Below are 25,334 nucleotides of genomic sequence, written 5' to 3' on the forward strand. Positions count from 1 at the left end.
CTTCATTAGGCTTTGCCTACATTAAAGAAGTCAATATGGAGAGTTTGATCCTGGCTCAGAGTGAACGCTGGCGGCGTGCCTAATACATGCAAGTCGAACGATGAAGCTTTTAGCTTGCTAGAAGTGGATTAGTGGCGCACGGGTGAGTAAGGTATAGTTAATCTGCCCTACACTGGGGGACAACACTTAGAAATGAGTGCTAATACCCCATACTCCTACCTAACATAAGTTAGATAGGGAAAGTTTTTCGGTGTAGGATGAGACTATATAGTATCAGCTAGTTGGTAAGGTAAAGGCTTACCAAGGCTATGACGCTTAACTGGTCTGAGAGGATGATCAGTCACACTGGAACTGAGACACGGTCCAGACTCCTACGGGAGGCAGCAGTAGGGAATATTGCGCAATGGGGGAAACCCTGACGCAGCAACGCCGCGTGGAGGATGACACTTTTCGGAGCGTAAACTCCTTTTCTTTGGGAAGAATTTTGACGGTACCAAAGGAATAAGCACCGGCTAACTCCGTGCCAGCAGCCGCGGTAATACGGAGGGTGCAAGCGTTACTCGGAATCACTGGGCGTAAAGGGCGCGTAGGCGGATTATCAAGTCTCTTGTGAAATCTAATGGCTTAACCATTAAACTGCTTGGGAAACTGATAGTCTAGAGTGAGGGAGAGGCAGATGGAATTGGTGGTGTAGGGGTAAAATCCGTAGATATCACCAAGAATACCCATTGCGAAGGCGATCTGCTGGAACTCAACTGACGCTAAGGCGCGAAAGCGTGGGGAGCAAACAGGATTAGATACCCTGGTAGTCCACGCCCTAAACGATGTATGCTAGTTGTTGGGGTGCTAGTCATCTCAGTAATGCAGCTAACGCATTAAGCATACCGCCTGGGGAGTACGGTCGCAAGATTAAAACTCAAAGGAATAGACGGGGACCCGCACAAGCGGTGGAGCATGTGGTTTAATTCGAAGCTACGCGAAGAACCTTACCTAGGCTTGATATCCAACAAATTCTGTAGAGATACGGAAGTGCTAGCTTGCTAGAATGTTGAGACAGGTGCTGCACGGCTGTCGTCAGCTCGTGTCGTGAGATGTTGGGTTAAGTCCCGCAACGAGCGCAACCCTCGTCCTTAGTTGCTAACGATTCGGTCGAGCACTCTAAGGAGACTGCCTTCGTAAGGAGGAGGAAGGTGGGGACGACGTCAAGTCATCATGGCCCTTACGCCTAGGGCGACACACGTGCTACAATGGCATATACAATGAGACGCAATACCGCGAGGTGGAGCAAATCTATAAAATATGTCCCAGTTCGGATTGTTCTCTGCAACTCGAGAGCATGAAGCCGGAATCGCTAGTAATCGCAAATCAGCCATGTTGCGGTGAATACGTTCCCGGGTCTTGTACTCACCGCCCGTCACACCATGGGAGTTGATTTCACTCGAAGTGGAAATACTAAACTAGTTATCCCCCACAGTGGAATCAGCGACTGGGGTGAAGTCGTAACAAGGTAACCGTAGGAGAACCTGCGGTTGGATCACCTCCTTTCTAGAGTACAACTTTATCCTTTCATTAGGATAGAGTATAAAAGTAGCTTTCTCACAAAGCTAACTTATTCAATTGTCCTTGTTTAGATTTTAAAGATTGATAAGCTAATTTTGGGGAATTAGCTCAGCTGGGAGAGCGCCTGCTTTGCACGCAGGAGGTCAGCGGTTCGATCCCGCTATTCTCCACCATTATAAAGGGCCTATAGCTCAGCTGGTTAGAGTGCACCCCTGATAAGGGTGAGGTCACAAGTTCAAGTCTTGTTAGGCCCACCATGAGGTTTGGATAAAGATGTTAAGAATTTAAGATTAACTGCTTTATGAAAAACAAACTAAAACATATATTTTAAAGTTATAATGTTTTTATGACAATTTTTAATCTTTTTCTTTGTTTTATTATTTCTAATTTGCTTTATACTTTATTTTTTTCTATCAGTGTTTTTTATAAATTTGAGATAAATGTAAGCCTTTGAGAGCTTTCATCATTTAAGAGCTAAGGGAAATTAAGAAAAAATAACGACTCAATTTACCCAAAGCGATAAAAAAGGCTGTTTTTATAAGAGGATATTTAGCAAAGCCAAGTCCTAAAGCAAAAAGATCTCCTACTAAGGGTAAAAAACTTAAAAAAGCAAAAAGCCATCCTAATTTATAAAAATTTAGGGTGTAGTTTTCTAGTTTTTTTAAAGATGAGGCAAAGTATTTTTGTAGGATTTTTTCTTTACCAAAATAGGCTAAGGCGTAAGTGCTAAGACTTCCTAGTGTATTAGCTAAAGTCGCTGTTAAAAGCACTAAAGTGGGGTCAAAATCAAATTTAACAAAAGCCACCACAAAGGCTTCGCTTGCTAAGGGTAAAAGTGTGGAAGAGAGAAAAGATACTATAAAAAGCCCAATATAGCTTAGATTACTATAAAAAAAATCAAACATTTTCTAATGTTTTTAAAAGTTCTGGACGATTTGTTTTGATAAAACGATAAATGTTTGTAGCGATTTTTTGGTATGTTTTTTGCAAAAGAGTGTGAAATTCACTTTTTGAATTTGCTTTTTCTAAGAGCTTAATGATGTCTTTTTCGTGTTTGAGAAAAAAGGGTTCTTCTCTTTGAATATGAATAAGGTGAATTTCTTTGCCAAAAAATTCATACATATACTCAAGATTTTCAAAAATTTTATCATTGCTAATGATGTAAATATCCGTAATTTTCTTTTTTGTAGCCAAAATTCCAAGTAGGGTAAGAATAATTTTATCCGCATAATCTTTGCTAGGATGGTCGAAAGTAAAAATTTCATATTTTGTTTTGCTAAGGATTTTTAAACAACGCGTATTAAAGTGTAGGTGTGAATTTCCTACGATATAAAAAATATTTTTTTCCTCTTTTTTGAATTTGTAGTTTTTGAAAAAATTATGCGGACTGACATTTTCTGCGTCTATTAAATAAGCTTTCATCTGCAATTCTTTAATTCTAAATTAAGATAATGTCCCGTATAGCTTTTTTTATGGGCTTTGGCTAGGGTAGAGACATTACCCTCTGCTATGATTTTACCGCCTTTTACGCCACCCTCAGGTCCCATATCGATGATATAATCAGCGTTTTTAATCACATCTAAATTATGCTCGATGACTAAGACGGAATTTTTAAGCTCGACTAAGTGCTGCAAAACACTAATTAATTTACTCACATCATCAAAATGAAGTCCTGTTGTCGGCTCATCGAGTATGTAAAGCGTTTTGCCCGTATCGCTGCGGCTTAATTCTTTGGCAAGTTTAATTCTTTGGGCTTCACCGCCACTTAAAGTTGTAGCATTTTGTCCAAGGGTAAGATAGTCAAGTCCTACTTTGACAAGGGTGTCTAGTTTTTGTTTAATCTTAGGCACGGAAGCAAAAAATTCACTCGCTTCTAAAATACTCATATTTAAAATCTCGCTAATATTTTTGCCCTTATATTTTATCTCTAAGGTAGCCTCATTATATCTTTTTCCCTTGCAAGTATCACAAACGACCATTACATCGGGCAAAAAGTGCATTTCTACCTTAATCTCCCCATCCCCACTACATTTTTCACAACGCCCTCCCTTGACATTAAAGGAAAAACGCCCCGCTTTATAACCTCTCATCTTTGCTTCTTTTGTGGCAGCAAAAAGATTTCTTATCTCATCCATTGCACCTGTATAAGTAGCAGGATTTGAGCGAGGAGTGCGACCTATGGGACTTTGGTCAAGATAAATGACCTTATCTAAAAGCTCAAGCCCCTCAATCTCAACGCCTCCAAGTTTTTTAACCTTTTTAGCGTGATTAAGGGCTTCTTGTGCGAAAGGTAAAAGAGTTTGAAGGATTAAAGAGCTTTTGCCAGAGCCTGAAACGCCAGTAATGGCGACTAAATTTTGTAAGGGAAAATTGGCATTTAAATTTTTAATATTATTAATACTGACATTTTTGAGTTTGAGCCATTTTTTTTGAGGGCGGTTTAAAGAGTATGAAATTTGCTTTTTTCCACTCATATAAAGGGCGGTTTCACTTTTGCTTTTTAGCAGCTCTTTATAGGTCCCAGCAAAAACGACCTCACCACCGAACTTCCCTGCTCTAGGACCTATATCTACGATGAAATCAGCCTCTTTAATTGTCATTTTATCGTGTTCGACTACGATGAGAGTATTGCCTTTTTCTTGCAAATTTCTTAGTGTTTTGATGAGTTTTTGCGTATCTCTTTCGTGAAGTCCTATGCTAGGCTCATCAAGCACATACATCACACCACTTAAGCCACTGCCTATTTGAGAGGCGATGCGAATTCTTTGTGCTTCACCTCCGCTTATACTTCTTGCATCACGCCCCAAGCTAAGATAGCCAAGCCCTACATCATAAAGGAAAAATAATCTTTCATTAATCTCCTTTAAAATCGGCTTTGCGATGAGTCTTTCTTGCTCGTTTAAATAGCTAAAATTTGCTTCTTTAGAAAAAAATGCCGTGCAGTCCTCCACACTCATATCTAAAATTTCCCCTAAGCCCTTATTTGCGACTTTGACGGCTAAATTTTGTGCTTTTAGTCTATGCCCACCGCAGTCCTTACAAATTTTCTCACTCATATAGTCATTTAAATCTTTTTCATCTTTAAGCATATCGTAAGCGATTTTCACTACGCCCTCAAAAGTGCGTTTGAGGCGATTTCTTTTCCAAAAAAAGTCAATTTGTTTAGCATTTCCATATAAGACAAGCCTTTTTTGCTCCTCGCTAAGCTCACTAAAAGGGATTTTGATAGGGATTTGATTTTGCTCACAAAAGGCGATGAGAAATTTATAATAATAGCTTTTGTTAAAACCATACATCGTTTTAATTGCCCCATTTTCAAGGCTTAAAGTCTCATCAATAATTTTTTTCATATCTAAGGTGTAGCGGATTCCTAGCCCATCACAAGCCTCACAAGCACCCTTTGGAGAATTAAAAGAAAAGCTTAAAGGCTCAAGCGGAGTGAAAGAAATTTTACAAGCAAAACACGCACAATGCTCACTATAATGATAATGCTTTGAAATTCCAAACTCTTCTGCGTTTAAAATCTCAAGCTCGATTTCCCCAAAACTCTCCTCTAAACCTTTTTCTACATCACTTGCAAGGCGTGAGAGAAGATTTTCCTGCACTTCAATGCGGTCAATGACAAGTTTTATAGTGTGCTTTTTAGTTTTTGCTAGTTCAATGTCCTCATCAAGCCGCACCAAAACTCCGTCAATTTGCGCCCTTACATAGCCTTTATTACGCAAATTTTCTAGCAAATCTGTGTAAGTTCCCTTTTTGTCTCGCACTAAAGGAGCGTAAATGATGATTTTAGCACCTTTTGGAAGTTTTAAAATTTCACTGACAATATCCGCTGCACTCATCGATGAAATTTTTTCCCCACATTGATGACAATGCTGCACCCCAACCCTCGCATAAAGTAAGCGTAAATAATCATAAATTTCTGTTATCGTTCCCACCGTGGAGCGTGGATTTTTCGAAGTTGTCTTTTGGTCTATGGCTATGGCTGGGGTTAAGCCCTCGATTTTATCGACTTCTGGTTTGCCTACCTTATCTAAAAACTGCCTTGCATAAGCACTTAAGCTTTCAATGTAGCGGCGTTGTCCCTCAGCATAAAGTGTGCCAAAGGCTAGGGTAGATTTACCGCTACCACTTAAGCCTGTGAAAACGATGAGTTTATTTTTAGGTAGGTTAAGATTGATATTTTTGAGATTATTTTCTCTTGCACCGATGATTTTTATCATTATTTATTTGCTTTTTCTATATATTCGCCTCTTGTGGTATCAACGCGTATTACTTCACCCTCTAAAACATGAAAAGGGATTTGCACCACAGCACCTGTTTCAAGCGTGGCGGGCTTTTTGTTTGAGCCTTGTGTGTCGCCTTTGAAATTTGGAGCGGTTTCGATGATTTTAAGCTCAACTACTTGAGGCACTTCCACGCCTATGGCTTTGCCATTGTGAAAAAGCACTTCGACCATCATACCATCAAGCATCCATTTTTTAGCCTCGCCAACATCATCATCGCTGATAGCCACTTGCTCGTAACTTTGCGTATCCATAAATTGACAATTTTCGCCATCATCATAAAGATACTGCATTGTTTTTTGCTCCAAATTTGGAGCTTCGCATTTATCTCCTGCGTGGATTGTTTTTTCTAAAACCTTGCCGTCTATAAAAGACTTGATTTTCACGCGGACAAAGGCAGGTCCCTTGCCTGGTTTTACATGTTGATACTCTACTATCTTAAACGGAACGCCGTCAATTTCTATCTTAAGTCCCTTTTTTAAATCACCCATTGCATAAGTTGCCATAATTTTTCCTTTTGTTAAATTAAAAGCGTATTCTAGCCAAAATTCTTTTAAAACTTAATGAAAACGACTTGTTTTATAAGTTGCTATAAATTCGCGTAATTTTTTGAGCTTTTGCGTGTCTATTTCCTTGCCTCGTTCTTTGTCAATGCTAAGTTTTACATTTTCTAACATAGCCTCTTTTAAATCTTCGATATTTGGCACTTTAGGGGAAAAATCGACCGCATTTTGCTCTAAATCTTTTTTAGTATAAATGGGTATAATGCCCTTTAGGGCTGAAAAGCGGTTAAGTTGTTCTTCATTTTGTGCGATTAAAATGACAGGAATTCCCATAGCCGTGCAAGGTGAAGCGATGTGAAGTCCTGTGGTGATGATGAGTTTTGCTTCGTTTTTATAGCGTCTAAGTAAATTTTGCGTTTTTTTGAAAAAATGCTCTTGAGTATAGCTTGGCTCATCTTCTATTTTGATGGATTTTTGATTGATAAATTCAGCATTTTCGCGTAAATTTTGAGGGATAAAAGGCATTAAATCTTCATCAACATTGACTAAAAAAATCACACTTTGCGTTTCGCTTCTTTCTCTTTTATCTAAAGTTAAGGTTAAACATCTTGAAAGATAGGCATTAAAGCCCATTTTTTGACAAAATTCCAAAGTAAAATTATCTCTGCATCCTAAGTCTTTATTTTTGAAATAATGCGGAAAATGTGCGTTAAAAAATTGTATAAAATTCATCGCGCTTGGATTAAAATGCGTGCCGATGAAAACGCATAAAAGGCTAGGTGGCGGGAGAAAATTATTGCTAAGAGAAAAATAGCCTTGCATAATAACTATGCCTCCACCTTGCTTAAACATCAGGCTTTCACTGCTAGAGTATTCAAATTCTACTTTAGAAAAATTCTTTTTAATGGCGGCTTTTGTGGCGATAGTTTGGATAAAATCACCTAAATTATGATAACCTAAATGCGTATGATGAGAGTAGTCAAATAGCACAAAATGATTCGCCTTAAAATCTTTTTTAGTAGCATTTTGCATACTTTGCGTAAAAAGGTGTAAAAATTGCCTTCTTTCTATAAGTTCTAAATTTTTTTGAATTTTATCAAGCTCAAGCGCATCACGAAGTTTTTTAAAAAAAACACTTTTTTTATTTTTTAATTTTCTTAGCATCAAAACTCCTTTAAAAAGTTAAAAATTATAAAATAAAAAAAGTAAATTTGTTTTTGTATTAAGATTAATTGATTAAAATTTGCACTTCAAAGCATAGTAAATGCTCGCTTCGCAAGAAGAGGAAAGTCCGAGCTGCAAAAGACAAGCATTCCATCTAACAGATGGCTAGAGTGATCTAAGGGATAGTGCAACAGAAAGCAAACTACCGCAAAAGCGGAAAAGGTGAAACGGCAGGGTAAGAGCCTACCAGCGATTTTGGTAACAAAGTCGGCTATGTAAACCCAATGTGCAGCAAGAAGGGGTGGTTATCGTCTTTATTTTAACCCTTCGCTTGATTTTGTTTGTAAAAACAAAACTAGATAAATGAGCATTCACGACAGAACTCGGCTTATCGCTATGCTTTGATGTAATGAAGTGCCTTTTGAAATTTTTGTAATTCTGTGGCTTGATAATCTTTTTTAGCTCCAATGAGCTTAGTTGCTTCTTTTAAAAGTGCTTCTAGTTGAGAAAGTAGGGCATTTAAATTTTCTTTTAAGCTTTCATCATCGTCTAAATTCTCAACCATAGCTTTTAAATCAAGCGTAGAAGATAAAGTCTCTATCTTGTCGGTATCTTCCTCTATAAGGGCGAGTTTAAATTCTTTAATCCACTCATTGATTTTCATTGCTATGCACTTCTCTCCACGCTTCTAAGAGTCCTTTAGTTACATTAATGACTTCATCGATTTTTTCTTCACTATTTTCTAAATTTGCTAAGGATAAAAGCTGAATTTCCCTTGTGTAAAGTCCCGCTAGGTAAAAGGCGACCTCGCCCCCTTTTTCATAGTCTAAATTATTTGTCAGCTCTATGAAAATCGCCGTTACGCGTTTGATAAAATACACCCTTTGTTCGATGTCCTCATTTCTTATAGCGTGTTTGGCTCTGGCACAAAAGCGTAAAACTCCCTCATAAAGCATTTCCACTAGTCTTTGTGGGGATTCTATCCCCACTTGTGATTCTGAATAAACGCTGTAAGCTAGATTATTTTCCATTGTTTATCCTTAATTGTTATTAGACTGATTTGCAGCGTTTATCATATTGCTTATGGTATTAAGCTGCGTGTTAAGCCTATTTAAGATGACTTCATATTGCAAAAACTGCATTTGCATTGTTTCAAATCTTTTATTAATCATCTCTTGCGTGGAGTCTTTAGACTTATTAAGCGCTTCTGTGTCTTTAGTTAAGCCCTCGTCATATTTTGTTAAAGAGCCGTCTTTTCCCGTAATGCCCTCAAGCGTGTTTTTAAGCTGGGCGAAAATGCCTTTTCCCTCGATAGGTTGGGCTGTGATTTTAGTCGCACTTAAGCCAAATTGCTTGAGTAAGTCTTCTTTTCCCTCGATAGCAAAGTCCGAGCCACTTTCGCTGTGAAATTTAATCTTAAAGCCATTAACTCCGCCTTGTTTCACTTCCTCAAGCTTAACGCTAAGTCCGTCTATGCCAAGGGAGTTGATATGATCGACTAAACTTTGCATTTTTTCTTGCACACTACTACCTGTTGGCTTGAAAGGTTTACCATCTTTACCTTTTGACAAATCGTAGGTTTCGTGGTTAAAGATGATTTTAAAATCGCCTAGCCCAAATTCTTCATCCTCTATCTTGCCTTTATTAGTTTCGACAGTTTGCCCTGCGTGGTCGATGTCCTTATATTTTGTAATACCCGCAAAAAAGCCCTCCGCAAAGGAAATATCCTCTTTCATCTTTTTCTCAAAATCGCTTTTGATAAAGCTTAAATTCCCACTTTCACTTATCTTAAGCCCAAAGTCTTGCATAGAAAGCATAACGGTGGCGTTCATATCATTACCATTTTTATCCTTGATTACGCCCTCCACAGGCACAGAGTCAAAAAGAGCGGAGATAAGGGTGGAGCGTATGCTATTGACTTCACTCACACCTTGTAAGGTTCCCTTCATACCTGTTTCGCTATTAAAATCCGTTGAGGCGTTAAGATTTGCCACAAGGTCATTATAGGCATTAACTAAATCTTCCATAGCCTTCGTTACGGCTTCGGTATCTTGCTGGACTTCGAAATTCACTTCGCCTGTTTTATTAAGCGTGAGGGTTAAGCCCACGGCTAGGTCGGTTATGGTATTACTTGGACGCACCATTTTGATGCCGTCCATTGTAAATTCAGCATTTTGTGCTTTTTTAAGGTGATTCGTTTGGTCTTTGATGCCATAGCCCACTTTCTTTTTCTCCACATCTTCAGGTTTTAAAGAGGGGATAGTGTCAAGCTCCCAGCCTAAATTTGTAAAAATTTTCTTAGCTTCTTCATTTTCTTTATATTCCGTTTTAGATGTTCCATCTGGTTGTTTAGTTGTTTCCTTACTCCCCGGATAAAAGCTTATCGCATTTTCCTCGCCTGTTTCTTTACTTGTAAGGCTTAAGCGGTAGCCGTCAGGCTTTTCGCCTGTGTTGATGATTTTAGCGACTATGTTACCATCGCTTGCGGTGCTGATTTTATCCGCTAGGTCTTTGTAGGTAGTCGTTTTATCGATAGTTACGCTATATTCTTTACCATTTTGAAAAAAGGTGAGTTTGGTATCACTTTGTAAGTTCGCATTAATAACGCCCGTATCTGTCGTAAGAGCTTTACTTTGATACACATCTTTTTCCGCAAGTTGAGTAACATTAACCTTCATACTTTGCAAAGCCACGCCCGCATCCGCACTTAAACTTGCAGCTGGATTGTCTTTAATGCTAGAGCTTACCTTTCTAGCCGCAAAAGCGGTGGCATCCCCTAGTGAAGAAACGGCAGTTTGAAAGGCTAAAAGTTTAGTTTTTATCTCGGTTAAGTCCTTTTGTTTGGCAGCATTTTCTTCTACTTTTTTCTTATAGGGTTCAACCCTCCTTGCCTCTTCTGCTTTTTTTAATTTGTCAATGGTCTCTTGGGTTAAAACCCCAGAAGCAAAGCCTAAGCTTGATAAAGTTCCTAGTGCCATTTTAACTCTCCTTATCGAATATCATTCCTATCACTTCTCTAAAGTGCTCACTCAGTCGCATCGCCTCTTCGCTTGGAATTTGGCGTATCTCTTTACCTGTGCTTTTTTCTGTAACGCTAAGATACATCGAATTTATCTTATCGTTATAGCCAAAACGCACATTTGTGTTTAAAGACTCCGCTTGGTCGTTAAGCTTTTGTGCGACTTCTTTTAACTGCTCTGCAAAGCTTTGCTTTCCTTGCGTAGCCTCTGCGTTTGTCTTGTTTGTCTCTACTATTTTAGAGTTATCAGCAGTGTTTAGACTTTGATTTTTTGCGGTTAAGTCCATTTGCTGCCTAGTTATTGCCTTCGATATTTCCATTTTAAAGTCCTTTTTAAAATTTCTACTTCTTATATCGACTAAATGAAAATTTTCTAAATAGCTAAAAATGCAAAAATTTAAAAATTTTCTCTACAAAGTCATAAGCAAAAAATGTGCCAAATTGAATTTAAGAGGAGGGTTTGGCTAAATTTAGCCAAAAATTTCAAATTGTTTAAAAAGCTTTGTGTCTTCTTCAATAATATTACGCAAGATGAGATTTTCCACTACTTTTTTGGAGCAATCTGTCTGCTTTGGCCACTCTCTTTGATAATTTTCAAATTCATTTTTCGCTGTGGCGTTTAAGGCTATGCAATCATTTTTGATAAAAATGTCTCTTTGTGCGTCTAGATTATTAACCACACGCCACACTAGCATATAGGGGTTTTCTAGGTGATTTTCTTTATCTAAAAAGATGAGAATTCTAAAATGCTTTTTGTATTTTAAAAGCTTTTCAAAACTTGCTTTAACGCTTTCTTTTTTATCGTATAAAATACACACAATAGGGCTTTTACACTCTGTATAAAACTGCTTTAAGGCGTGAATTTCAAGCTCTTTTTCAAAAAGACTTTTAAGCATTTCATCGCTTAAAATTTCAAGCTCTTTAGCATTAAAATTACAAGTTGCATCAAGGGCTGCCTTACCGCCAAAACAAGCATTGGGTGAGGCGTGGTCAAGCTGGTCGCAAATGCCTTGAGAGATATAAATTTTCTCCACATCAAAGCGGTTTAAAATATAGGGGATTAAGCTTTCATAATCCTCTAAATTCGGCGCATCTTTATCCACAAAAAGGGCGTGTTTAACAAAGCTCATTTGCCCCACACCCCAAAGTGTGTGCATAATTTGTTGTGCGTGGGCGGGGTAATGCGTGTGAATTTTAGCTAAGATGAGATTATGAAAGACGCCATTTTCTGGCATTTTATAATCAAGTAAATCAGGCGTAGTTGTTTGTAAAAGCGGTAAAAAAATGCGTTCAGTCCCAAGTCCCATCACTCTATCTTCTAAAGGCGGTTTTCCCACTACAGTGGCTTGATAGACGGCGTCTTTTTTAGCATAAATTTTATCGACTTTCATCACGGGAAAAAGCTCAGGTGGAGTATAAAAGCCCGTATGATCGCCAAAAGGACCCTCAAGCTTAAAATTATCTAAATCTACATAGCCCTCAATTACAAAATCACTATCATAAGGCACAAAAATTCCATTTTCACACGGCGTAAGCCTTGCGTTTTGCCTTTTGATAAAGCCATAAAGCAAAAGCTCAAATATGCCCTTAGGAAGTGGAGCTTGTGCGCACCAAATGTAAAGTGGATCGCCTCCTATGGCTATGCTAACAGGCATTTTAGAAAGCCCAGCTTCTTTATACTCTCTACAAAAATTCGCTCCGTCTTTGTGAATTTGCCAGTGCATTAAAAGCTCATTTTCACTGCTTACTTGCAAACGATACATACCTAAATTATTTTGCGTTTTGTCGGGATTTTGCGTATAAATTTGACCCATAGTGATAAAGGGTGCGGCGTCTAGACTCCAAGTTTTAAGTATAGGAAGCTCTTTAAGTGAGGGTAAAAGCTCATAGCGATAAAGTGCTTTTTCTTTTTGAAGCCTTTTAGGTGGAGCAAAACGAAGCTTTGAAAGTTTGGTAAAAAAGTCAAATTTAGCCTTTAAGCTTGTGGGGATATGAAGCTTAGTTAGCTGTGAAATTTCGTCTGCTACTTCTTCATAATCACGCGTTAGAGCTAAATTTAAAGCCTTTTGATTACAAAAAGTATTCATTAAAACAGGGTATTTATAAGCCTTTTTCTCCCTTATGGGCTGGGTGAAAAGCAGTGCCTTTCCCTCTTCGAATTTTTTCGCCTCGATATAAGCGATATGGGGGATTTCAAGCTCTACATCTAAAGGTTCATCGATGATTTTTAAAAGCTCATTTTGCTTTAAAAGTTCTATAAAGCGTCTCATAGCATAGCCTCCGCTCTTTTTAAAAGCTCTTTCGCACCTCTTTTGATAAACTCAAGTGCAAGTCTCTCGCCAAAACCTTGATAATTTTTTTTCAAAATGATCCTTTTATCGCGTAAAATTTCACTGCCATCTGGTAAGCCTAGGATAGAACGCACGGTGATTTGCTCCCCAATTAATTCCGCATTAATCCCAATAGGCACTTGACACCCTCCCTCCAAAGTGCGGATAAAGTCTCTCTCAACCGTGCTTTCTATTAAGGATTTTTCATCGTTAAGGCATTGAAGTAGGGTTAAAATTTCGCTTTTATCAGGGCTTTGTATGCCTAAAATTCCTTGCGTAGCGGCTGGGACTAGCTCATCTTTGCTAAAGCGGTAAATAAATTTGACTTCTTTTTCAAGCCTTAGTCTTTTGACCCCTGCACTTGCCAAAATAATAGCGTCAAATTCGCCGTCTTTAAGTCTTTTAAGCCTAGAATTGACATTGCCCCTTAAATTGATAATATGCAAATCAGGACGCAAGGATAAAAGCTGCATTTTACGCCTTAAGCTTGTTGTGCCGACTTTAGCGTTTTGTGGTAGGGCGTTTAAGTCTTTATAAAGCTCACTTAAAAGTGCGTCCGTGTCATCTTCTCTTACGCTAAGTGCGGCTAAAACTAAGCCCTGAGGTAAGAAGCTAGGCACATCTTTTAAGCTATGCACGGCTAAATGAGCCTTATTTTCTAGCATAGCATTTTCAAGCTCTTTTGTGAAAAGTCCTTTACCGCCTATTTTAGCTAAGGGGCTATCAAGTAAAATATCTCCTTTAGTGCTAAAGCCCTCTAAATGCACTTCTATGCCGTGTGTTTTGCGTAAAATGTCTGCTATAAATTCACTTTGCCATAAAGCTAGTGGGCTTTTTCTCGTGGCTATGATGAGCTTTTTCATTGTATCCCTTTGGATTGATTTAAATTTTGCATTATAGCATTTTGCGTATCAAATAAGCCTTTTATGATAAATCTTTTTTGTAGATTGCGGTTTGATTAATGAAAATTTTATTATAATTCATCATCAAGTTTTGATAATACAAAGGATTTTTATGCACTCTTTCAAACAAAAATATCTCGTTAATTTTTGGGACAATTATAAAGCCTTAGTCGCACTTGGAATTTTGAGTGCTGTTTATTTTGGCATTTTTGGTAGTGTGTGGGCTGTAACAGGAGAGATGACTCGCTGGGGCGGGGAATTTTTGGAGCTTTTTGGGGTGGATTTAAGCTCTTATTCTTACTATCAAAAGCAAAATTTAAGTGGCACTCCTCTCACAAGAACGGACGGCTTAATGCTTATAGGTATGTTTGTGGGCTGTTTTATCGCTGCACTTTGGGCTAATAAAGTCAAATGGCGACTTCCAGCTAGTAAAATAAGAATTTTCCAAGCCCTTGTAGGCGGTGCTTTGGCTGGTTTTGGAGCGCGACTTGCTTTTGGCTGTAATTTGGCGAATTTTTTTACTGGACTTCCTTATTTTTCTTTGCATACTTGGATTTTTACACTTTTTATGGTCGGGGGAATTTATGTAGGCGTAAAGCTTTGCAATATGCCTTTTTTCAAACCTAAGGCAAAATTAATGAAAGTGGATAAGGCAAATTGCACTTTAAAGCCTGACAAAACTAGAGCGAGGGTGCATTTTGCATTAGGCAGTGTGCTTTTTATACTTTTTGTGCTTACTTTGGGTTATTTGAGTGCGGGTGAGCTTAATGTCAAGGATAAATCAAGTCTTTTAAGTCTCGCACTTTTGTTTGGCTTTGGTTTTGGCTTTGTGATAGCAAGGGCACAAATTTGCTTTACTTCTTGTTTTAGAGACTTATTTTTATTTGGCAGGGATAAGGCTGTAAAAGGTGCTTTAATGGGTATGATTATCGCTTCTTTAATCGCCTTTGCCTTTATTTTACAAGGACACGGCACGAAGCTTATAGAACTTTCTCCTGCTCTTGCTTTGGGGGCGTTTTTATTTGGCTTTGGGATAGTGTTTGCTGGGGGTTGTGAGTGTGGCTGGACTTATAGGGCTTTTGAGGGACAGACGCATTTTATGCTTGTGGGCGTGGCAAATATAGCTGGGACTATGATTTTGGCTTTGAGTTATGATTTGATCCCTAGTGCTTTAAAAGACGGAGTGAAGATTAATTTATTGAGTTTGGGAAATTTGACGGGTTTTGGGCTTAATTTCACACTTTTTATTTTTGTATTTGTTTTGATTTTATGCTATAAGAAAAATTTTTTTAAGGGGATATGATGAAGATCAATTATAGTTTAAATTTAGAGGGTGAGGCTTGTCCTTACCCTGCCATTGCGACCTTAGATGCTTTAGATGAGCTTAAAAGTGGGGAAATTTTAGAGGTGCTTTGTGATTGTCCGCAAAGCATACACTCTATCCCAAATGATGTGAAAAATAGAGGCTCTAAGGTGCTTGAAATCGATCAAGATGGACCAACTTTGCGTTTTTTAATCCAAAAAATTTAGTGGATTTTAGTGCGGAAATTCATAGCGCGGTGAAGAGAGATGAAATCGACATTTTCTAAATTCACTCCGCTTGGAATTCCTTGCGCTATCTTACTTAATTTTAATTCTAAATTTTTCAAATTTTCTTCTATGAAGAAGATTGTTGCGTCAGAATGAACGCTGTGAGTTAGTGCAAAAATAAGCTCCTTGCTTTTTAATTTTTCTATCATTGCTTTTAGTTTGCTTAATTTTTCTTCGTTTAATTCATTAAGGACGAAGTAAAAGCCATTATATCCGCCGCTTTCCTCTAGGATTAAAATATCCTTAGCGTTTTCCACAAGGCAAATGAGGTTTTCATCTCTTTGAGTATCTGTGCAAATTTCACAAAGTTCATTTTCACTTAAAGCCCCACATTGCTTACAGCTTTTGATAAATCTTAGGGCGTTTTCTATATTATGAGAGAGCTTCATACCCTCCAAAGGATTTTGCATACAAATATATAAAGCTAGGCGAATTGCCGTTTTTTTGCCTATGGTGGGAAGATTGGCAAAGCTTTCAACTAATTCGTTAAATTTTTCTAAGCCCTTATAAGCCATTATTTTCTCCAAAAAAAATCTCAAAATGATGTGTTTGTTCTTTAAATTCATACTTTAATTCAAAGTTGTGTAATTTACATACTTCATAAATAATATAAAGCCCAAGCCCCATACCTTCTTTATCTTTTGTGTTTTTATCGCGTGTAAAGGCTTTAATATAAAATTCTAAAGGATGCTCTAGGGCTTGTCCTTGGTTTTTAATCACAAAATAATGCTCAAAACACTCCAGCTCACAAGTGCCGTTTATGGAGTATTTAAGGGCATTATCCAAAAGATTTTTAATAATGAGAGAAAAAATTTCTCTATCAGCGTTAATAATAGGGTCATTATGTAAATTAATTTTAATTACTTTGTCAAAATCATCTCTTAAAAGAGAATTTTTCGCTTCATTTAAAAAGGTGCTAAAATGGTGATTTTCAAGAATAAGATTGTAATTTTTTGAAAAAAGATTTTCTATTTTGGCAAATTCGTTGATGAGGTTATTCATTCTTTCAAAAATTTCTATAAGGCGAGTTTTTTGCTTTTCATCTTTGGTCATTTCAGCGATAATTCTGCCCTTACCAATAGGCGTTTTAAGCTCGTGCATAATGGTCCTTAAGAAAAGCTGCCTTGAGTGGATAAGATCTTGATTTTTGCGATAAGCCTTGTCAAATTCTAAGGCGATCATACCTATTTCATCTTTGGAGTAGCCTTTAAAGTTGGGCGTTTCGTTGCTATTAATTTTAATAATTTCATTTTTAAGTTTTTTGAAAGGTTTTAGGGAATTTAATACAGAAAAATACATAAAAATAAACAAAAAGGCAAAAAAGAAAAAGCTAGCAAGCAAAAGTCCATAAATTCTATCATTGTCTTTTTGCTTGAAAATTCCATTAAAATGTTCGCAACTAATGCTAAGATAAATATTATGATGATAAAGTAAGGAAGAAAAAGAGCAGTCGCGTTCCTTAGCTTCGAAAAGCTTTTCGGCTTTTTTATGTATGGTTTGCGTGAGAGAATTTGGCTCTAGCTCTTTAAAGCCCATATTTTCAAGGTCTTTTTTAAGATCATTGTTTAAATAACTTCTTTTTTTGCTAGCGACTAGAAATTTGATAAGATCTGCTTGTTTAACATTGACCTTTTCATTATAAGCATTTTCTTCTATCTGCAAAAGCACGACAAAAAGAACGCAAACGATAGCGAAAGTAAGGGTGAAGAGGATTATAAGCTTAGAGCGTATCGTGTAAGTTTGTATCATCCTACGAGTTTATATCCTATACCTCTAACAGAAAAGATATATTTAGGGGCTCTTGAATTATCACCTATTTTAGTTCTTAAACGACCTATAATCACATCAAGGCTTTTGGAGTCCCTATCTCTTAAGCTTTTGCAGTGGCTTACTAACTGCTCTCTTGAAATGGAAAGTCCGTGTTGGGAGATGAGGTATTCTAAAATTTCATACTCGGCTGGAGTGAGGGTAAGTGGGCGACCATTACAAGAAATTTCGTGGCGTCTTTTATCGACTTTAAAGTCCGAATTAACGCTTTCTTTGGTGTTTTCTTCTATCCTTTTGCTGCGGCGAACTAGGCTTATGATTCTCGCATACATCTCTTTAGGATCATAAGGTTTTGGCAAATAATCATCAGCACCGATTTGAAGCCCCATAACCTTATCGCTTAAATCGCCTCTAGCAGAAGAAATGATAATGGGGATATGGCTTTTTGCTCTTATCTCTTTACACACCTCAAGCCCATCAATGCCCGGTAAAGTGAGGTCCAAAATAAGACAATCATACCCATCAAGTCCATCATTTAGGGCGTTTTTAGGAGATTCGTAATTTGTGATGTTAATATTAAATTGCACTAAATATTCAGAAAGCAGTTGCGCAAAATCTGCATCATCTTCTATCATTAAAACTTTCATCATTTTTGCCTTTCTTTAATAAAGGTTTATTTTTTCTTTCATTATAATGCAAATTTGTTACTAAGATATAAATATTTTATTAATTTTTAGTTAAGACATTTATTTATGAAACAAAACTTTTCAAATTAAATCTTTAGGTTCAAATAGACCATCGCTTAACGCTCATTTGTTATTATCGTATTTTATGGCTATTTTTTCTAAAATATTTAAGGGTTGTGTCCCTCACTCCATTTAAGCCCATATTTACAAAGCCTAGCTTGTCTAATAGGGGCTTAAGAAGTTCTTCACGCACGGAGTCTTCTTTAAATGTTTTTTAAAGCTTTCATCATTTTTTAGCTTTTCAAAAGTATTTTGAAATTTTTCATTTTCTCTCCTCGATGATTTCCACATCGATGATTTCTTCATTATGCTTTTGTTCTTTTTTGTAAAAATTTGTTTGTGTTTTTACCCCAAAAATAAGTCCAAAAATAAGCACTAAAATTCCAAAAACAGAACTTAAAACACCCGGGATTAAAAACAAAAACCCCGCAATCACAAAGGCAAATTGCTTAAGCGTATCTTTCAAGCCTCCCATTTGAAAATTTAGCATATTTTTCCAAAATAAAGCCAAAAGCACCACACCAGCTATCATACTCAAAAGCATAAAAATCAAAAAATTCCCAAAACCAAAAGCGATGATAAACACCGCACAAGCGATAAGCTCTATGATGAGAAAGGGCGCACCTAAAGAAAGCTTCATAATAATACCTTTTTAAGCTCTATCAAAGCTGTATCTGCTTTAAGCTTAATTTTACCTAAATCTTTTCTTTTGACAAGCTCAAGCTCATTATTTTCTAAGCCTTTGCCTATGATAAGAGCATAATTAAAGCCCATTAATTCAAAATCGTTCATTTTCACACCATATCTTTCATTTCTATCATCTAAAAGCACATTAATGCCTAATTTTCGTAAGTCTTCATATAAAGAAATGCCTAAATTTAAAGCTTTTTCGTCCTTAATGTTTGAAAGAATAATGACAAGCTTAAAAGGACTTAAAGCTTCTTGCCATACAATGCCCCTTTCATCAAAACTAGCTTCCACCGCCACAGCGACTAAGCGACTCACTCCCATACCATAGCAACCCATAACAAAGGGCTTTGCCTTACCATTTTCATCTAAAAAAGTTGCTTGCATCGCGGCGGAGTATTTTGTGCCGAGTTTAAAAATATGTCCTACTTCTATACCCTTGCTTTTTGTAAGTTTTGCACCACATTTAGCACAACAATCCCCCTCCTTAACCTCCACTAGGTCTTTAAATCTCTCCTCATTTAAATTCACCACATCAATGCCTACAAAATGATAATCTATCTCATTTGCTCCCATAATCATTTGCTTTTCGTCTTTTAGCTCATTATCGATATAAAAATCCACATTTTTAAGATTGATAAAGCCTATAAATCCGGGCTTAAGTCCAGCTTCTTTAAGCTCTTCTTCGTCTGCATCGACTAGCTCTAAAGCCTTGCAGGCATTTTGTGCCTTTGTTTCTTGCAAATCATCACAGCCTCTTACAAAAAAGGCGACAAGCCTAGTCTCATCTTCATAAAGAGCTTTTTTAATCACCGCCTTAATGGTATAAAAGGAGTCAATTTTAAAAAATTCTGCCAAGCCCTTAATGGTCTTAACATCTGGCGTATGAAATTTACTTGTAAAATTTGCCTCGGGGCGTTCTTTCTCGCAAGTTTTTTTCGCTCTTTTTGCCGCTTCTATATTTGCAGCGTAATCGCAATGAGAACAGAGCAAAATATCATCTTCGCCATTTTGTGCTAGCACCATAAATTCCTTACTGCCACTTCCTCCTATGGCTCCACTATCTGCCTCAACGACTCTAAAATCAAGCTCAAGTCTTTTTAAAATTTTGCTATAAGTTCCTTGCATATTTTCAAATTCACGCGTTAAGTCCTCTTCGTCTTTATGGAAACTATAAGCATCTTTCATAACAAATTCGCGGCATCTTAAAAGTCCAAATCTAGGTCTAGCTTCATCACGAAATTTAAGCCCTACTTGATACAAATTAAGCGGAAGTTGCTTGTAGCTTGTGATTTTATTTTTAACGACATTAAGCATAGCTTCTTCGTGCGTAGGTCCTAAGATAAAATCATTTTCTTTTCTATCTTTAAAGCGTAAAAGCTCTTTTCCAAAGACATTGTAACGCCCACTTTCTCGCCAAAAAGAAGCTGGTGTAGTGAAGCTAAGACTTGTTTCTAACGCTCCTGCTTTATCCATCTCTTCCTTGATAATGCTTTCTATCTTATTATAAACCATTTTACCAAGCGGTAAGAAATTATAAAGCCCACTGCCATTTTGCTCGATAAAACCTGCCCTTGTTAAAAAAATATGACTAGGTAAAGTCGCATCTTTTGGAGCTTCCTTAAAGGTCGGGGCATAAAATTGACTAAATTTCATTGTGTTCTCCTAAATTGAAAAGATAGTTTAAAGACTGGATAAGAACTTCACTTTTTTTACCTTGCAAATGCCTTAAATTTAGCGTTGGCTCGTGCAAAAAGGCTTTGAAAACTTGGTGGATTAATTTTCTTGCTTCTTCTTCATCTGATTTTTTTAAATAGCCTTTTGAAAGGGCGATTTGAAGTTGTTGATTGGCACAAGCTTTAGCTTTTAATCTTAAGGCTTTTATGGTGGGCGTTAGTGCCAAATCACTTAGAATTTTAAAAAATTCACTCGTCATCGCTCCTATAATGCCATAAGCTATGCTAGCTTCACACTCTCTTAAGGCTAAATTTTTTCGCACCACTTCCTCTAAGTCATCGACTGCAAAAACTTTGATTTTATCATTTTCGTTTAATTCAATATCTCTTGGCACGGCAATGTCGAAAAAATAGCGTTTAAATTCCACGCTTTTAAGCATATTATTTGTAATAAGAGCGTTTTTAGCATTGGTCGCGGAGAAAAAAAGTGAATAAGCGTTAAGATAATTTTCTAAATTTTCAAGTCTATCAAATTCGCAACCTAATTCTTCGCTTAATTTTTGAGCTTTGCTTAAATCGCGATTTAAGATGATGATCTTTGCTCCTGTTTGCAGAAGGTGCTTACAAGTAAGTTGTGCCATTTCTCCAGCACCGATGACAACGGCTTTTGCTTGACTTAAATCAAGTAATTCTTTAGCCTTAGCCACAGCAACTGAGGCGATTGAAATGGGATTTTTAGAAATTTGAGTTTGATTTCTTACCTTAGCGGCACATTTAAAAGCGTGATGTAGGGCAAATTCTAAATGTTCTGCGCAAAAATTCAAATTTTTAGCAAAATGAAAAGCTTCTTTAATTTGTCCTGTGATTTGCGTTTCGCCTATGACAAGGCTATCAAGTGAGCTAGCGACTGAAAAAAGATGATGAATTGCCCCACTATCTTCGAAAAAATCTGCCCTTTTTTCCAAATCATTTTTATCCACTTCGCAAAGTAGGGCAAGGCTTGTGATGATGTGTTTGCCCACTTCTTTTAAGTCCTTCACAAAGGCTAGAATTTCAACGCGGTTGCAAGTGCTTATCACAAGGCTTTCTACAATATCTTCTTTAGAAAGAACGAGTTTTAAGAATTCCTTTTTTTTCTTTTCATCATTAAGTGAAAGTTTTTCCCTTAAGCTTAAGTCCGTGTTTTTATGCGTAAAACTAATGCAAAAATAGTGCATTAAAAATCCCTATCTATCAAGGTTTTAATGATAGCTTCTAGCTTTTCATTTTTGTCATTTTCTATGGCTTTAAGACTTAAATTTCCATATTCTTTAGCCTTTTTAATGCTTTGCTCTATGATGTTTTTTTCTTTAAATTTTTGCTTTAGCCATAATCTTTCTTCTTTATTTAAATCTTTTTTAAACAAATTTTTTAATATTTTTTTATCATTTTCATTTAAGCTTTCATATAAATATATATAAGCTAGTGTCGTTTTACCTTCTTTAAAGTCGCTTAGTGCCGGCTTTCCAAGTGTGGCTTCATCACCTGTGATGTCAAGGATATCATCAACGATTTGAAAGGCAAGTCCTAAATTTTTACCATACTTGGCAAAGGCATTTTCATCAAGTTTTGCAAGTAAAGCCCCACATCTTGCACTTGCTTCGATTAAAACAGCCGTTTTATGATAAATCATCGTTAGATACGCTTCCTTGTCTGGATTAAATTTCTTGCTTAAATTGACATCCATAAGCTCACCTATGGCAAGTTTGCAAACGGCATTTGAGAGAATTTGGGAGATTTTTGTTTCTTGTTTGGAAAGCTCATAAAAGGCTTTAGAATATAAAATGTCGCCAAGCATTAGGGCATTTTTAGCCCCAAATTCGGCATTGATAGACCTTGCTCCACGCCTTAATTCGCTCTCATCGATAATATCATCGTGAAGAAGACTAGCTAAGTGGATAAGCTCTATAATGGCACATAAAATATAAGCTTTTTGACTCTCTCCTGCTATGCTTAAAAGAAGTTTTGAGCGAAGTTTCTTGCCCGTGTTTGTTTTGGCAAGCATTGTTAAAATAGGCTCGTAAGCAAGTTCTAAAAGATAGTTTTGTATGATTTTGTCTATTTCTTGCACTTTAGTTCCTTGTTAGTGGCGTAGTTTGCGGTTGATTTAGGTCTATCATTGGCACGATTTGATTATTTTGCGGCGGGTTTTTTAGAGACATTTTTCGCGGGTCTAAAAACTCTACCATAAGCCTAGAGTCCTTATCCTCAATGTAAATCGTAAAGGTGGCAATACCCTTTTTATAATCGCTAAATTCTAAAATAAGCCTTGCCCTGTCAATGTGAGGATTTTGATAATCGGGGATTAAGGTTTGCGAAGCCCAGTCTAAATTCCTACGCAAAGAAAGCACAAATTGACGCGGAAATTTTCTAAATTTAGAATGCACGATAATGTTGGTATTATCAAAAAGAGTCCAGTAAAAATCGAAATTTTGCACCTTATCTTCATAGCCTAGTTCTTTAATTTGCACACTAGCTCTTTCATCTTTTTTAAGCTCAAATTTATAAATATGCTCAAAAATAGGTGCCGAAGCAAAGGTGCTTATTGTTAAAAAAACTAGCGTAAAAAAAACCTTCATTTAGCCCTCGTGTCCTAAAATTTTTGCTCCAAGCTCTATGAAGATATCATTTTGCCTTTGCTCTATTAATTCGTTATTTTCCAAGATGAAATTTTTAAGGTCGTTTTCATTTAAGCCCTGTTTTTCTAAAAGCTCAATCATAGCAATGTATTCTGCAAAAAAATTTTCAAAGGTTTTTTCTAAGGCGCCTAAATTTCCATTTTGAATAATTTCTAGGAATTTTTCTTTAGGGCTTTTATTTAACATAGCATCGAGTAAATCCATTTTTTCCCTTTAATTTTAAATTTTTGATTATAGAATTTTAAGTGTTAAAAAGAGTTTAAGGTTATAAATAACTCGGCGCATCATTTGAAAAGAGGATTAAGTCCCCATTTTTAGTATGTTTGGCTAGAATTTCCACAAGCTTTGCTTTTTCTTTTAAAATGATTTTGTTGATTTTGAGCTCTTTTTCAAAAAGTGCGGCATTAATGTGAGCGGAGATGATGACTAAATCGAAGCTTTCGTTAATGATTTTAGCAAGTTTTTTGTTATCTTCTTCGCTTCCCTCGATAATGCCTGGAGTTACTAAAACCCTGCGTCCTTGATAGCTTTTTGCTAAATGATAGCTTTCACTCATACCCTTAAAATTTCCATTAAAACCATCATCAATGATGAATTTTGGCTCTTTTGATATGATTTGTAAGCGATGTTCTACGGCTTTTAAATTGGCAATTTGCTTTTTAATTGTTTCCAGCTTTACGCCTAAATAATTCGCACAGCACACACAAGCACATAAATTTTCTGCATTAAAAGCACCCAAAATGGAGCTTTGAAAAAACTCTTCTTTGTCATTTAAACGCAGCGAAAAATCAATTCCATTAAGATTTGCATTAAAATTAAGAAGTAAGTTATCATAAATTATCATATTACTTTCATCTTTTTTAAGAGTGCTTGAGTGTAAAAAGGCTTGTTTGAGGCGTTTTGATTGCAGGGCTTCAAGCTTTGTTTCCCTTGTATTTTCTATATTTTTAAAATATTCCAAATGCGCCCCGCCTATCTCGCCTATAATGCAAATTTGTGGCTCTAAAAATGAGCTTAATTCTAAAATGTCCCCCTTAAGCCTAGCTCCCGCTTCAGCAATGTAAATTTGAGTATTTTCTTGTAGATTTTCATTAATATCTTTAACAATTCCCATTAGGGTATTAACACTTCTTGGGCTTTTATGCGTGATAAAATCGTCTTTTAAAAGCTCGTAAAGAAAATTTTTAATGCTAGTTTTTCCAAAACTTGCTGTGATGAGTATGATGGTCAAATGATTATTTTTTAAGATTTTATGTTTAGCTTTTTTGAGAAAATAGCGTGCTTGTAAAAGGTCTAAAATTTTAAGAGAGATTAAAGCGCAAGGTAGGCTTAAAAGATTAAAAAGAAAAGAAAAACGCAAGGAAAGTATGGAAAAAAGCACATTAAAGGCAAAAACAAAGCAAAAGAACCATTTTACTTTAGTGGTAAAAACGAGCTTTTTGTCAATGCCTTTATGCCAAAAATATAAAAGAGGCGTGTGGATTAGCGTAAAATACGCTAAAGAAAACCACGAAAAGCCTAAAGATGTGATAAAAATAACATAAGGTAGGGCTAGAAAATAAAGATGTAATAAGGGCTTATGATAATGAAAAACAAGGCGTTTAAGCTTATAAGAATACCACTGAAGTGCCAAAATAAGATAAAAAGCGACACAAAAATTAAATAAAAGAGTATTTAAAAAATAGATACTATGAAGCATTTTTAGCCTTTTTTATGGTGTCAGCGATGAATTTAGCATTTTGTAAAAAGAAAAAATGATCACCTTTTAAGGGGTAAAATGTGCTTTTTTTTATTAGAGTATTAATAAGCTCTCCGCTTTTAAGCGGTGTGGCTTGATCCTCTTCCCCCCAAAAAATAAGACTTTGATTTTCAAGGCTTTTAAAAATTGCACTAAAATCTTCATCAACTACTTTTTTGAAGGTTTCATACATTAAAGGGCTTAAATTTGCTCCGTCCTTACTTGCAAAAAAGCGGTAAAAAGAGCCAAAACCAAGCTTTTTGAGGAATTTAAAAAGAGCGATTTTAAAACGCACTTTAAAAGATTTGGGGGCGATAATGCCTGCACTTGAAAGTAAAATTAAGAAAGCGTTTGGAGTTTTTCTAGCAAGAAGGGCGCAAATTTTCCCTCCAAAAGAATGCCCCATAAAATAGGCGATTTCCCAGCCCTTCATCTTTAAAAATTCCCCCACAATCAAAGCATAATCCTCACTTTCAAGCACCTCTTCTACACTTGAGCGACCAAAGCCCGGTAAATCTACATAAATTTGACAAAAGTCTTTTAAGTGATGTGAAAAGGTATTTATCATTAATTCTTTATTTGCTCCCCAGCCGTGTAAGATGAGAATTTTTTCTTCTTTTTCAAGACCTATGACTTCATAGCTAAGGGCGTAATTTTGATGTTTATAAACGACTATACTTTGTGCCAT

At 36.5% G+C, this 25,334-nt stretch carries 24 protein-coding genes, 2 tRNA genes, 1 rRNA gene and 1 other RNA gene; 6 read left to right on the top strand and 22 right to left on the bottom strand.

The window, feature by feature from the left end; genetic code table 11:
- Window positions 1-32 precede the first annotated feature (32 nt).
- The 3 genes from EL158_RS02230 (at window position 33) to EL158_RS02240 (ending at window position 1,817) form a co-directional block, all read left to right on the top strand.
- Window positions 33-1,545 (top strand): 16S ribosomal RNA (locus tag EL158_RS02230).
- 112 nt (window positions 1,546-1,657) lie between these two features.
- Window positions 1,658-1,733, top strand: a tRNA-Ala gene (locus EL158_RS02235).
- Between the two features lie 7 nt (window positions 1,734-1,740).
- Window positions 1,741-1,817: transfer RNA gene (locus EL158_RS02240), tRNA-Ile, on the top strand.
- A 210-nt stretch (window positions 1,818-2,027) separates the two neighbouring features.
- On the opposite strand, the gene EL158_RS02245 is transcribed toward EL158_RS02240, so the two are convergent.
- From EL158_RS02245 to EL158_RS02265, 5 genes are read right to left on the bottom strand one after another with little or no spacing between them, the layout of a single operon-like run.
- The gene (locus tag EL158_RS02245) at window positions 2,028-2,465 is read right to left on the bottom strand and encodes a YqaA family protein (protein ID WP_027304055.1); all 438 of its coding nucleotides are present in this window, start codon (window positions 2,463-2,465) and stop codon (window positions 2,028-2,030) included.
- Window positions 2,458-2,982, bottom strand: a complete 525-nt coding sequence (locus EL158_RS02250) for a PIN domain-containing protein (protein WP_027304056.1) — start codon at window positions 2,980-2,982, stop codon at window positions 2,458-2,460. The genes EL158_RS02245 and EL158_RS02250 overlap by 8 nt, the downstream gene beginning before the upstream one ends.
- The gene (gene uvrA / locus EL158_RS02255; RefSeq protein ID WP_027304057.1) at window positions 2,979-5,783 is read right to left on the bottom strand and encodes an excinuclease ABC subunit UvrA; all 2,805 of its coding nucleotides are present in this window, start codon (window positions 5,781-5,783) and stop codon (window positions 2,979-2,981) included. The genes EL158_RS02250 and uvrA overlap by 4 nt, the downstream gene beginning before the upstream one ends.
- Window positions 5,783-6,352, bottom strand: a complete 570-nt coding sequence (gene efp / locus EL158_RS02260; protein WP_004276920.1) for an elongation factor P — start codon at window positions 6,350-6,352, stop codon at window positions 5,783-5,785. Before efp ends, uvrA begins: the two co-directional genes overlap by 1 nt.
- Before the next feature lie 54 nt (window positions 6,353-6,406).
- Window positions 6,407-7,513: a polysaccharide pyruvyl transferase family protein gene (locus EL158_RS02265; RefSeq protein WP_027304058.1), complete on the bottom strand. Its 1,107-nt coding sequence runs from the start codon at window positions 7,511-7,513 to the stop codon at window positions 6,407-6,409.
- An 88-nt stretch (window positions 7,514-7,601) separates the two neighbouring features.
- Between EL158_RS02265 and rnpB the strand changes: the two genes are divergently transcribed.
- An RNA gene (rnpB, locus tag EL158_RS02270) (RNase P RNA component class A) lies at window positions 7,602-7,920 on the top strand.
- Here rnpB and EL158_RS02275 read toward each other — a convergent pair.
- The 6 genes from EL158_RS02275 to hemC form a co-directional block, all read right to left on the bottom strand.
- Window positions 7,908-8,171, bottom strand: a complete 264-nt coding sequence (locus EL158_RS02275; protein WP_027304059.1) for a hypothetical protein — start codon at window positions 8,169-8,171, stop codon at window positions 7,908-7,910. The genes rnpB and EL158_RS02275 overlap by 13 nt on opposite strands.
- Complete coding sequence (gene fliS, locus EL158_RS02280; RefSeq protein ID WP_004276923.1) at window positions 8,164-8,544, bottom strand: flagellar export chaperone FliS; 381 nt, start codon at window positions 8,542-8,544, stop codon at window positions 8,164-8,166. The genes EL158_RS02275 and fliS overlap by 8 nt, the downstream gene beginning before the upstream one ends.
- Before the next feature lie 9 nt (window positions 8,545-8,553).
- Window positions 8,554-10,491, bottom strand: coding sequence for a flagellar filament capping protein FliD (gene fliD / locus EL158_RS02285; protein ID WP_027304060.1), 1,938 nt, complete (start codon window positions 10,489-10,491; stop codon window positions 8,554-8,556).
- Window position 10,492: 1 nt separating this feature from the next.
- Window positions 10,493-10,852: a flagella length regulator FlaG gene (flaG, locus tag EL158_RS02290; RefSeq protein WP_027304061.1), complete on the bottom strand. Its 360-nt coding sequence runs from the start codon at window positions 10,850-10,852 to the stop codon at window positions 10,493-10,495.
- Window positions 10,853-11,002: 150 nt separating this feature from the next.
- Complete coding sequence (locus EL158_RS02295) at window positions 11,003-12,802, bottom strand: menaquinone biosynthesis decarboxylase (RefSeq protein WP_027304062.1); 1,800 nt, start codon at window positions 12,800-12,802, stop codon at window positions 11,003-11,005.
- A complete protein-coding gene (gene hemC / locus EL158_RS02300; RefSeq protein WP_027304063.1) occupies window positions 12,799-13,725 on the bottom strand; it encodes a hydroxymethylbilane synthase in 927 nt (308 codons plus the stop codon). The genes EL158_RS02295 and hemC overlap by 4 nt, the downstream gene beginning before the upstream one ends.
- 151 nt (window positions 13,726-13,876) lie before the next feature.
- Between hemC and yedE the strand changes: the two genes are divergently transcribed.
- Both yedE and yedF read left to right on the top strand, forming a co-directional pair.
- Complete coding sequence (gene yedE / locus EL158_RS02305) at window positions 13,877-15,067, top strand: selenium metabolism membrane protein YedE/FdhT (RefSeq protein WP_034955945.1); 1,191 nt, start codon at window positions 13,877-13,879, stop codon at window positions 15,065-15,067.
- Entirely contained in the window at window positions 15,067-15,294 is a 228-nt protein-coding gene (gene yedF, locus EL158_RS02310; protein WP_027304065.1) for a sulfurtransferase-like selenium metabolism protein YedF, read from the top strand. Before yedE ends, yedF begins: the two co-directional genes overlap by 1 nt.
- Here yedF and recR read toward each other — a convergent pair.
- The 11 genes from recR to estV form a co-directional block, all read right to left on the bottom strand.
- Window positions 15,291-15,869: a recombination mediator RecR gene (recR, locus tag EL158_RS02315; RefSeq protein WP_004274931.1), complete on the bottom strand. Its 579-nt coding sequence runs from the start codon at window positions 15,867-15,869 to the stop codon at window positions 15,291-15,293. The genes yedF and recR overlap by 4 nt on opposite strands.
- The gene (locus EL158_RS02320; protein ID WP_027304066.1) at window positions 15,859-17,103 is read right to left on the bottom strand and encodes an ArsS family sensor histidine kinase; all 1,245 of its coding nucleotides are present in this window, start codon (window positions 17,101-17,103) and stop codon (window positions 15,859-15,861) included. The genes recR and EL158_RS02320 overlap by 11 nt, the downstream gene beginning before the upstream one ends.
- Window positions 17,100-17,771, bottom strand: a complete 672-nt coding sequence (locus EL158_RS02325) for a response regulator transcription factor (RefSeq protein ID WP_004276932.1) — start codon at window positions 17,769-17,771, stop codon at window positions 17,100-17,102. The genes EL158_RS02320 and EL158_RS02325 overlap by 4 nt, the downstream gene beginning before the upstream one ends.
- Window positions 17,772-18,129: 358 nt before the next feature.
- Entirely contained in the window at window positions 18,130-18,513 is a 384-nt protein-coding gene (locus EL158_RS02330) for an FxsA family protein (protein ID WP_225532300.1), read from the bottom strand.
- Window positions 18,504-20,210 (bottom strand): proline--tRNA ligase, encoded by a 1,707-nt coding sequence (locus EL158_RS02335; protein ID WP_027304068.1) that lies wholly within the window; start codon window positions 20,208-20,210, stop codon window positions 18,504-18,506. Before EL158_RS02335 ends, EL158_RS02330 begins: the two co-directional genes overlap by 10 nt.
- A complete protein-coding gene (gene hemA, locus EL158_RS02340) occupies window positions 20,200-21,447 on the bottom strand; it encodes a glutamyl-tRNA reductase (RefSeq protein WP_027304069.1) in 1,248 nt (415 codons plus the stop codon). The genes EL158_RS02335 and hemA overlap by 11 nt, the downstream gene beginning before the upstream one ends.
- On the bottom strand, window positions 21,447-22,340 hold the full coding sequence (locus EL158_RS02345) for a polyprenyl synthetase family protein (protein WP_027304070.1): 894 nt from the start codon (window positions 22,338-22,340) through the stop codon (window positions 21,447-21,449). The genes hemA and EL158_RS02345 overlap by 1 nt, the downstream gene beginning before the upstream one ends.
- A 1-nt stretch (window position 22,341) precedes the next feature.
- Window positions 22,342-22,848: a hypothetical protein gene (locus EL158_RS02350; RefSeq protein WP_027304071.1), complete on the bottom strand. Its 507-nt coding sequence runs from the start codon at window positions 22,846-22,848 to the stop codon at window positions 22,342-22,344.
- Window positions 22,849-23,112, bottom strand: a complete 264-nt coding sequence (locus EL158_RS02355) for a DUF2018 family protein (protein WP_004274923.1) — start codon at window positions 23,110-23,112, stop codon at window positions 22,849-22,851.
- A gap of 61 nt (window positions 23,113-23,173) precedes the next feature.
- Window positions 23,174-24,607 (bottom strand): Mur ligase family protein, encoded by a 1,434-nt coding sequence (locus tag EL158_RS02360; protein ID WP_027304072.1) that lies wholly within the window; start codon window positions 24,605-24,607, stop codon window positions 23,174-23,176.
- Window positions 24,597-25,334 (bottom strand): EstV family lipase, encoded by a 738-nt coding sequence (gene estV, locus EL158_RS02365; protein WP_027304073.1) that lies wholly within the window; start codon window positions 25,332-25,334, stop codon window positions 24,597-24,599. Before estV ends, EL158_RS02360 begins: the two co-directional genes overlap by 11 nt.

The organism is Campylobacter upsaliensis, assembly GCF_900637395.1.
Classification (GTDB): Bacteria; Campylobacterota; Campylobacteria; order Campylobacterales; family Campylobacteraceae; genus Campylobacter_D; species Campylobacter_D upsaliensis.

Excerpts from the sequence above, each read along its gene's own strand:
- EL158_RS02245 (WP_027304055.1), bottom strand. The coding sequence starts at position 2,465 with ATGTTTGATTTTTTTTATAGTAATCTAAGCTATATTGGGCTTTTTATA.
- EL158_RS02250 (WP_027304056.1), bottom strand. The coding sequence starts at position 2,982 with ATGAAAGCTTATTTAATAGACGCAGAAAATGTCAGTCCGCATAATTTT.
- uvrA (WP_027304057.1), bottom strand. The coding sequence starts at position 5,783 with ATGATAAAAATCATCGGTGCAAGAGAAAATAATCTCAAAAATATCAAT.
- efp (WP_004276920.1), bottom strand. The coding sequence starts at position 6,352 with ATGGCAACTTATGCAATGGGTGATTTAAAAAAGGGACTTAAGATAGAA.
- EL158_RS02265 (WP_027304058.1), bottom strand. The coding sequence starts at position 7,513 with ATGCTAAGAAAATTAAAAAATAAAAAAAGTGTTTTTTTTAAAAAACTT.
- fliS (WP_004276923.1), bottom strand. The coding sequence starts at position 8,544 with ATGGAAAATAATCTAGCTTACAGCGTTTATTCAGAATCACAAGTGGGG.
- fliD (WP_027304060.1), bottom strand. The coding sequence starts at position 10,491 with ATGGCACTAGGAACTTTATCAAGCTTAGGCTTTGCTTCTGGGGTTTTA.
- flaG (WP_027304061.1), bottom strand. The coding sequence starts at position 10,852 with ATGGAAATATCGAAGGCAATAACTAGGCAGCAAATGGACTTAACCGCA.
- EL158_RS02295 (WP_027304062.1), bottom strand. The coding sequence starts at position 12,802 with ATGAGACGCTTTATAGAACTTTTAAAGCAAAATGAGCTTTTAAAAATC.
- hemC (WP_027304063.1), bottom strand. The coding sequence starts at position 13,725 with ATGAAAAAGCTCATCATAGCCACGAGAAAAAGCCCACTAGCTTTATGG.
- yedE (WP_034955945.1), top strand. The coding sequence starts at position 13,877 with ATGCACTCTTTCAAACAAAAATATCTCGTTAATTTTTGGGACAATTAT.
- yedF (WP_027304065.1), top strand. The coding sequence starts at position 15,067 with ATGAAGATCAATTATAGTTTAAATTTAGAGGGTGAGGCTTGTCCTTAC.
- recR (WP_004274931.1), bottom strand. The coding sequence starts at position 15,869 with ATGGCTTATAAGGGCTTAGAAAAATTTAACGAATTAGTTGAAAGCTTT.
- EL158_RS02320 (WP_027304066.1), bottom strand. The coding sequence starts at position 17,103 with ATGATACAAACTTACACGATACGCTCTAAGCTTATAATCCTCTTCACC.
- EL158_RS02325 (WP_004276932.1), bottom strand. The coding sequence starts at position 17,771 with ATGATGAAAGTTTTAATGATAGAAGATGATGCAGATTTTGCGCAACTG.
- EL158_RS02335 (WP_027304068.1), bottom strand. The coding sequence starts at position 20,210 with ATGAAATTTAGTCAATTTTATGCCCCGACCTTTAAGGAAGCTCCAAAA.
- hemA (WP_027304069.1), bottom strand. The coding sequence starts at position 21,447 with ATGCACTATTTTTGCATTAGTTTTACGCATAAAAACACGGACTTAAGC.
- EL158_RS02350 (WP_027304071.1), bottom strand. The coding sequence starts at position 22,848 with ATGAAGGTTTTTTTTACGCTAGTTTTTTTAACAATAAGCACCTTTGCT.
- EL158_RS02355 (WP_004274923.1), bottom strand. The coding sequence starts at position 23,112 with ATGGATTTACTCGATGCTATGTTAAATAAAAGCCCTAAAGAAAAATTC.
- EL158_RS02360 (WP_027304072.1), bottom strand. The coding sequence starts at position 24,607 with ATGCTTCATAGTATCTATTTTTTAAATACTCTTTTATTTAATTTTTGT.
- estV (WP_027304073.1), bottom strand. The coding sequence starts at position 25,334 with ATGGCACAAAGTATAGTCGTTTATAAACATCAAAATTACGCCCTTAGC.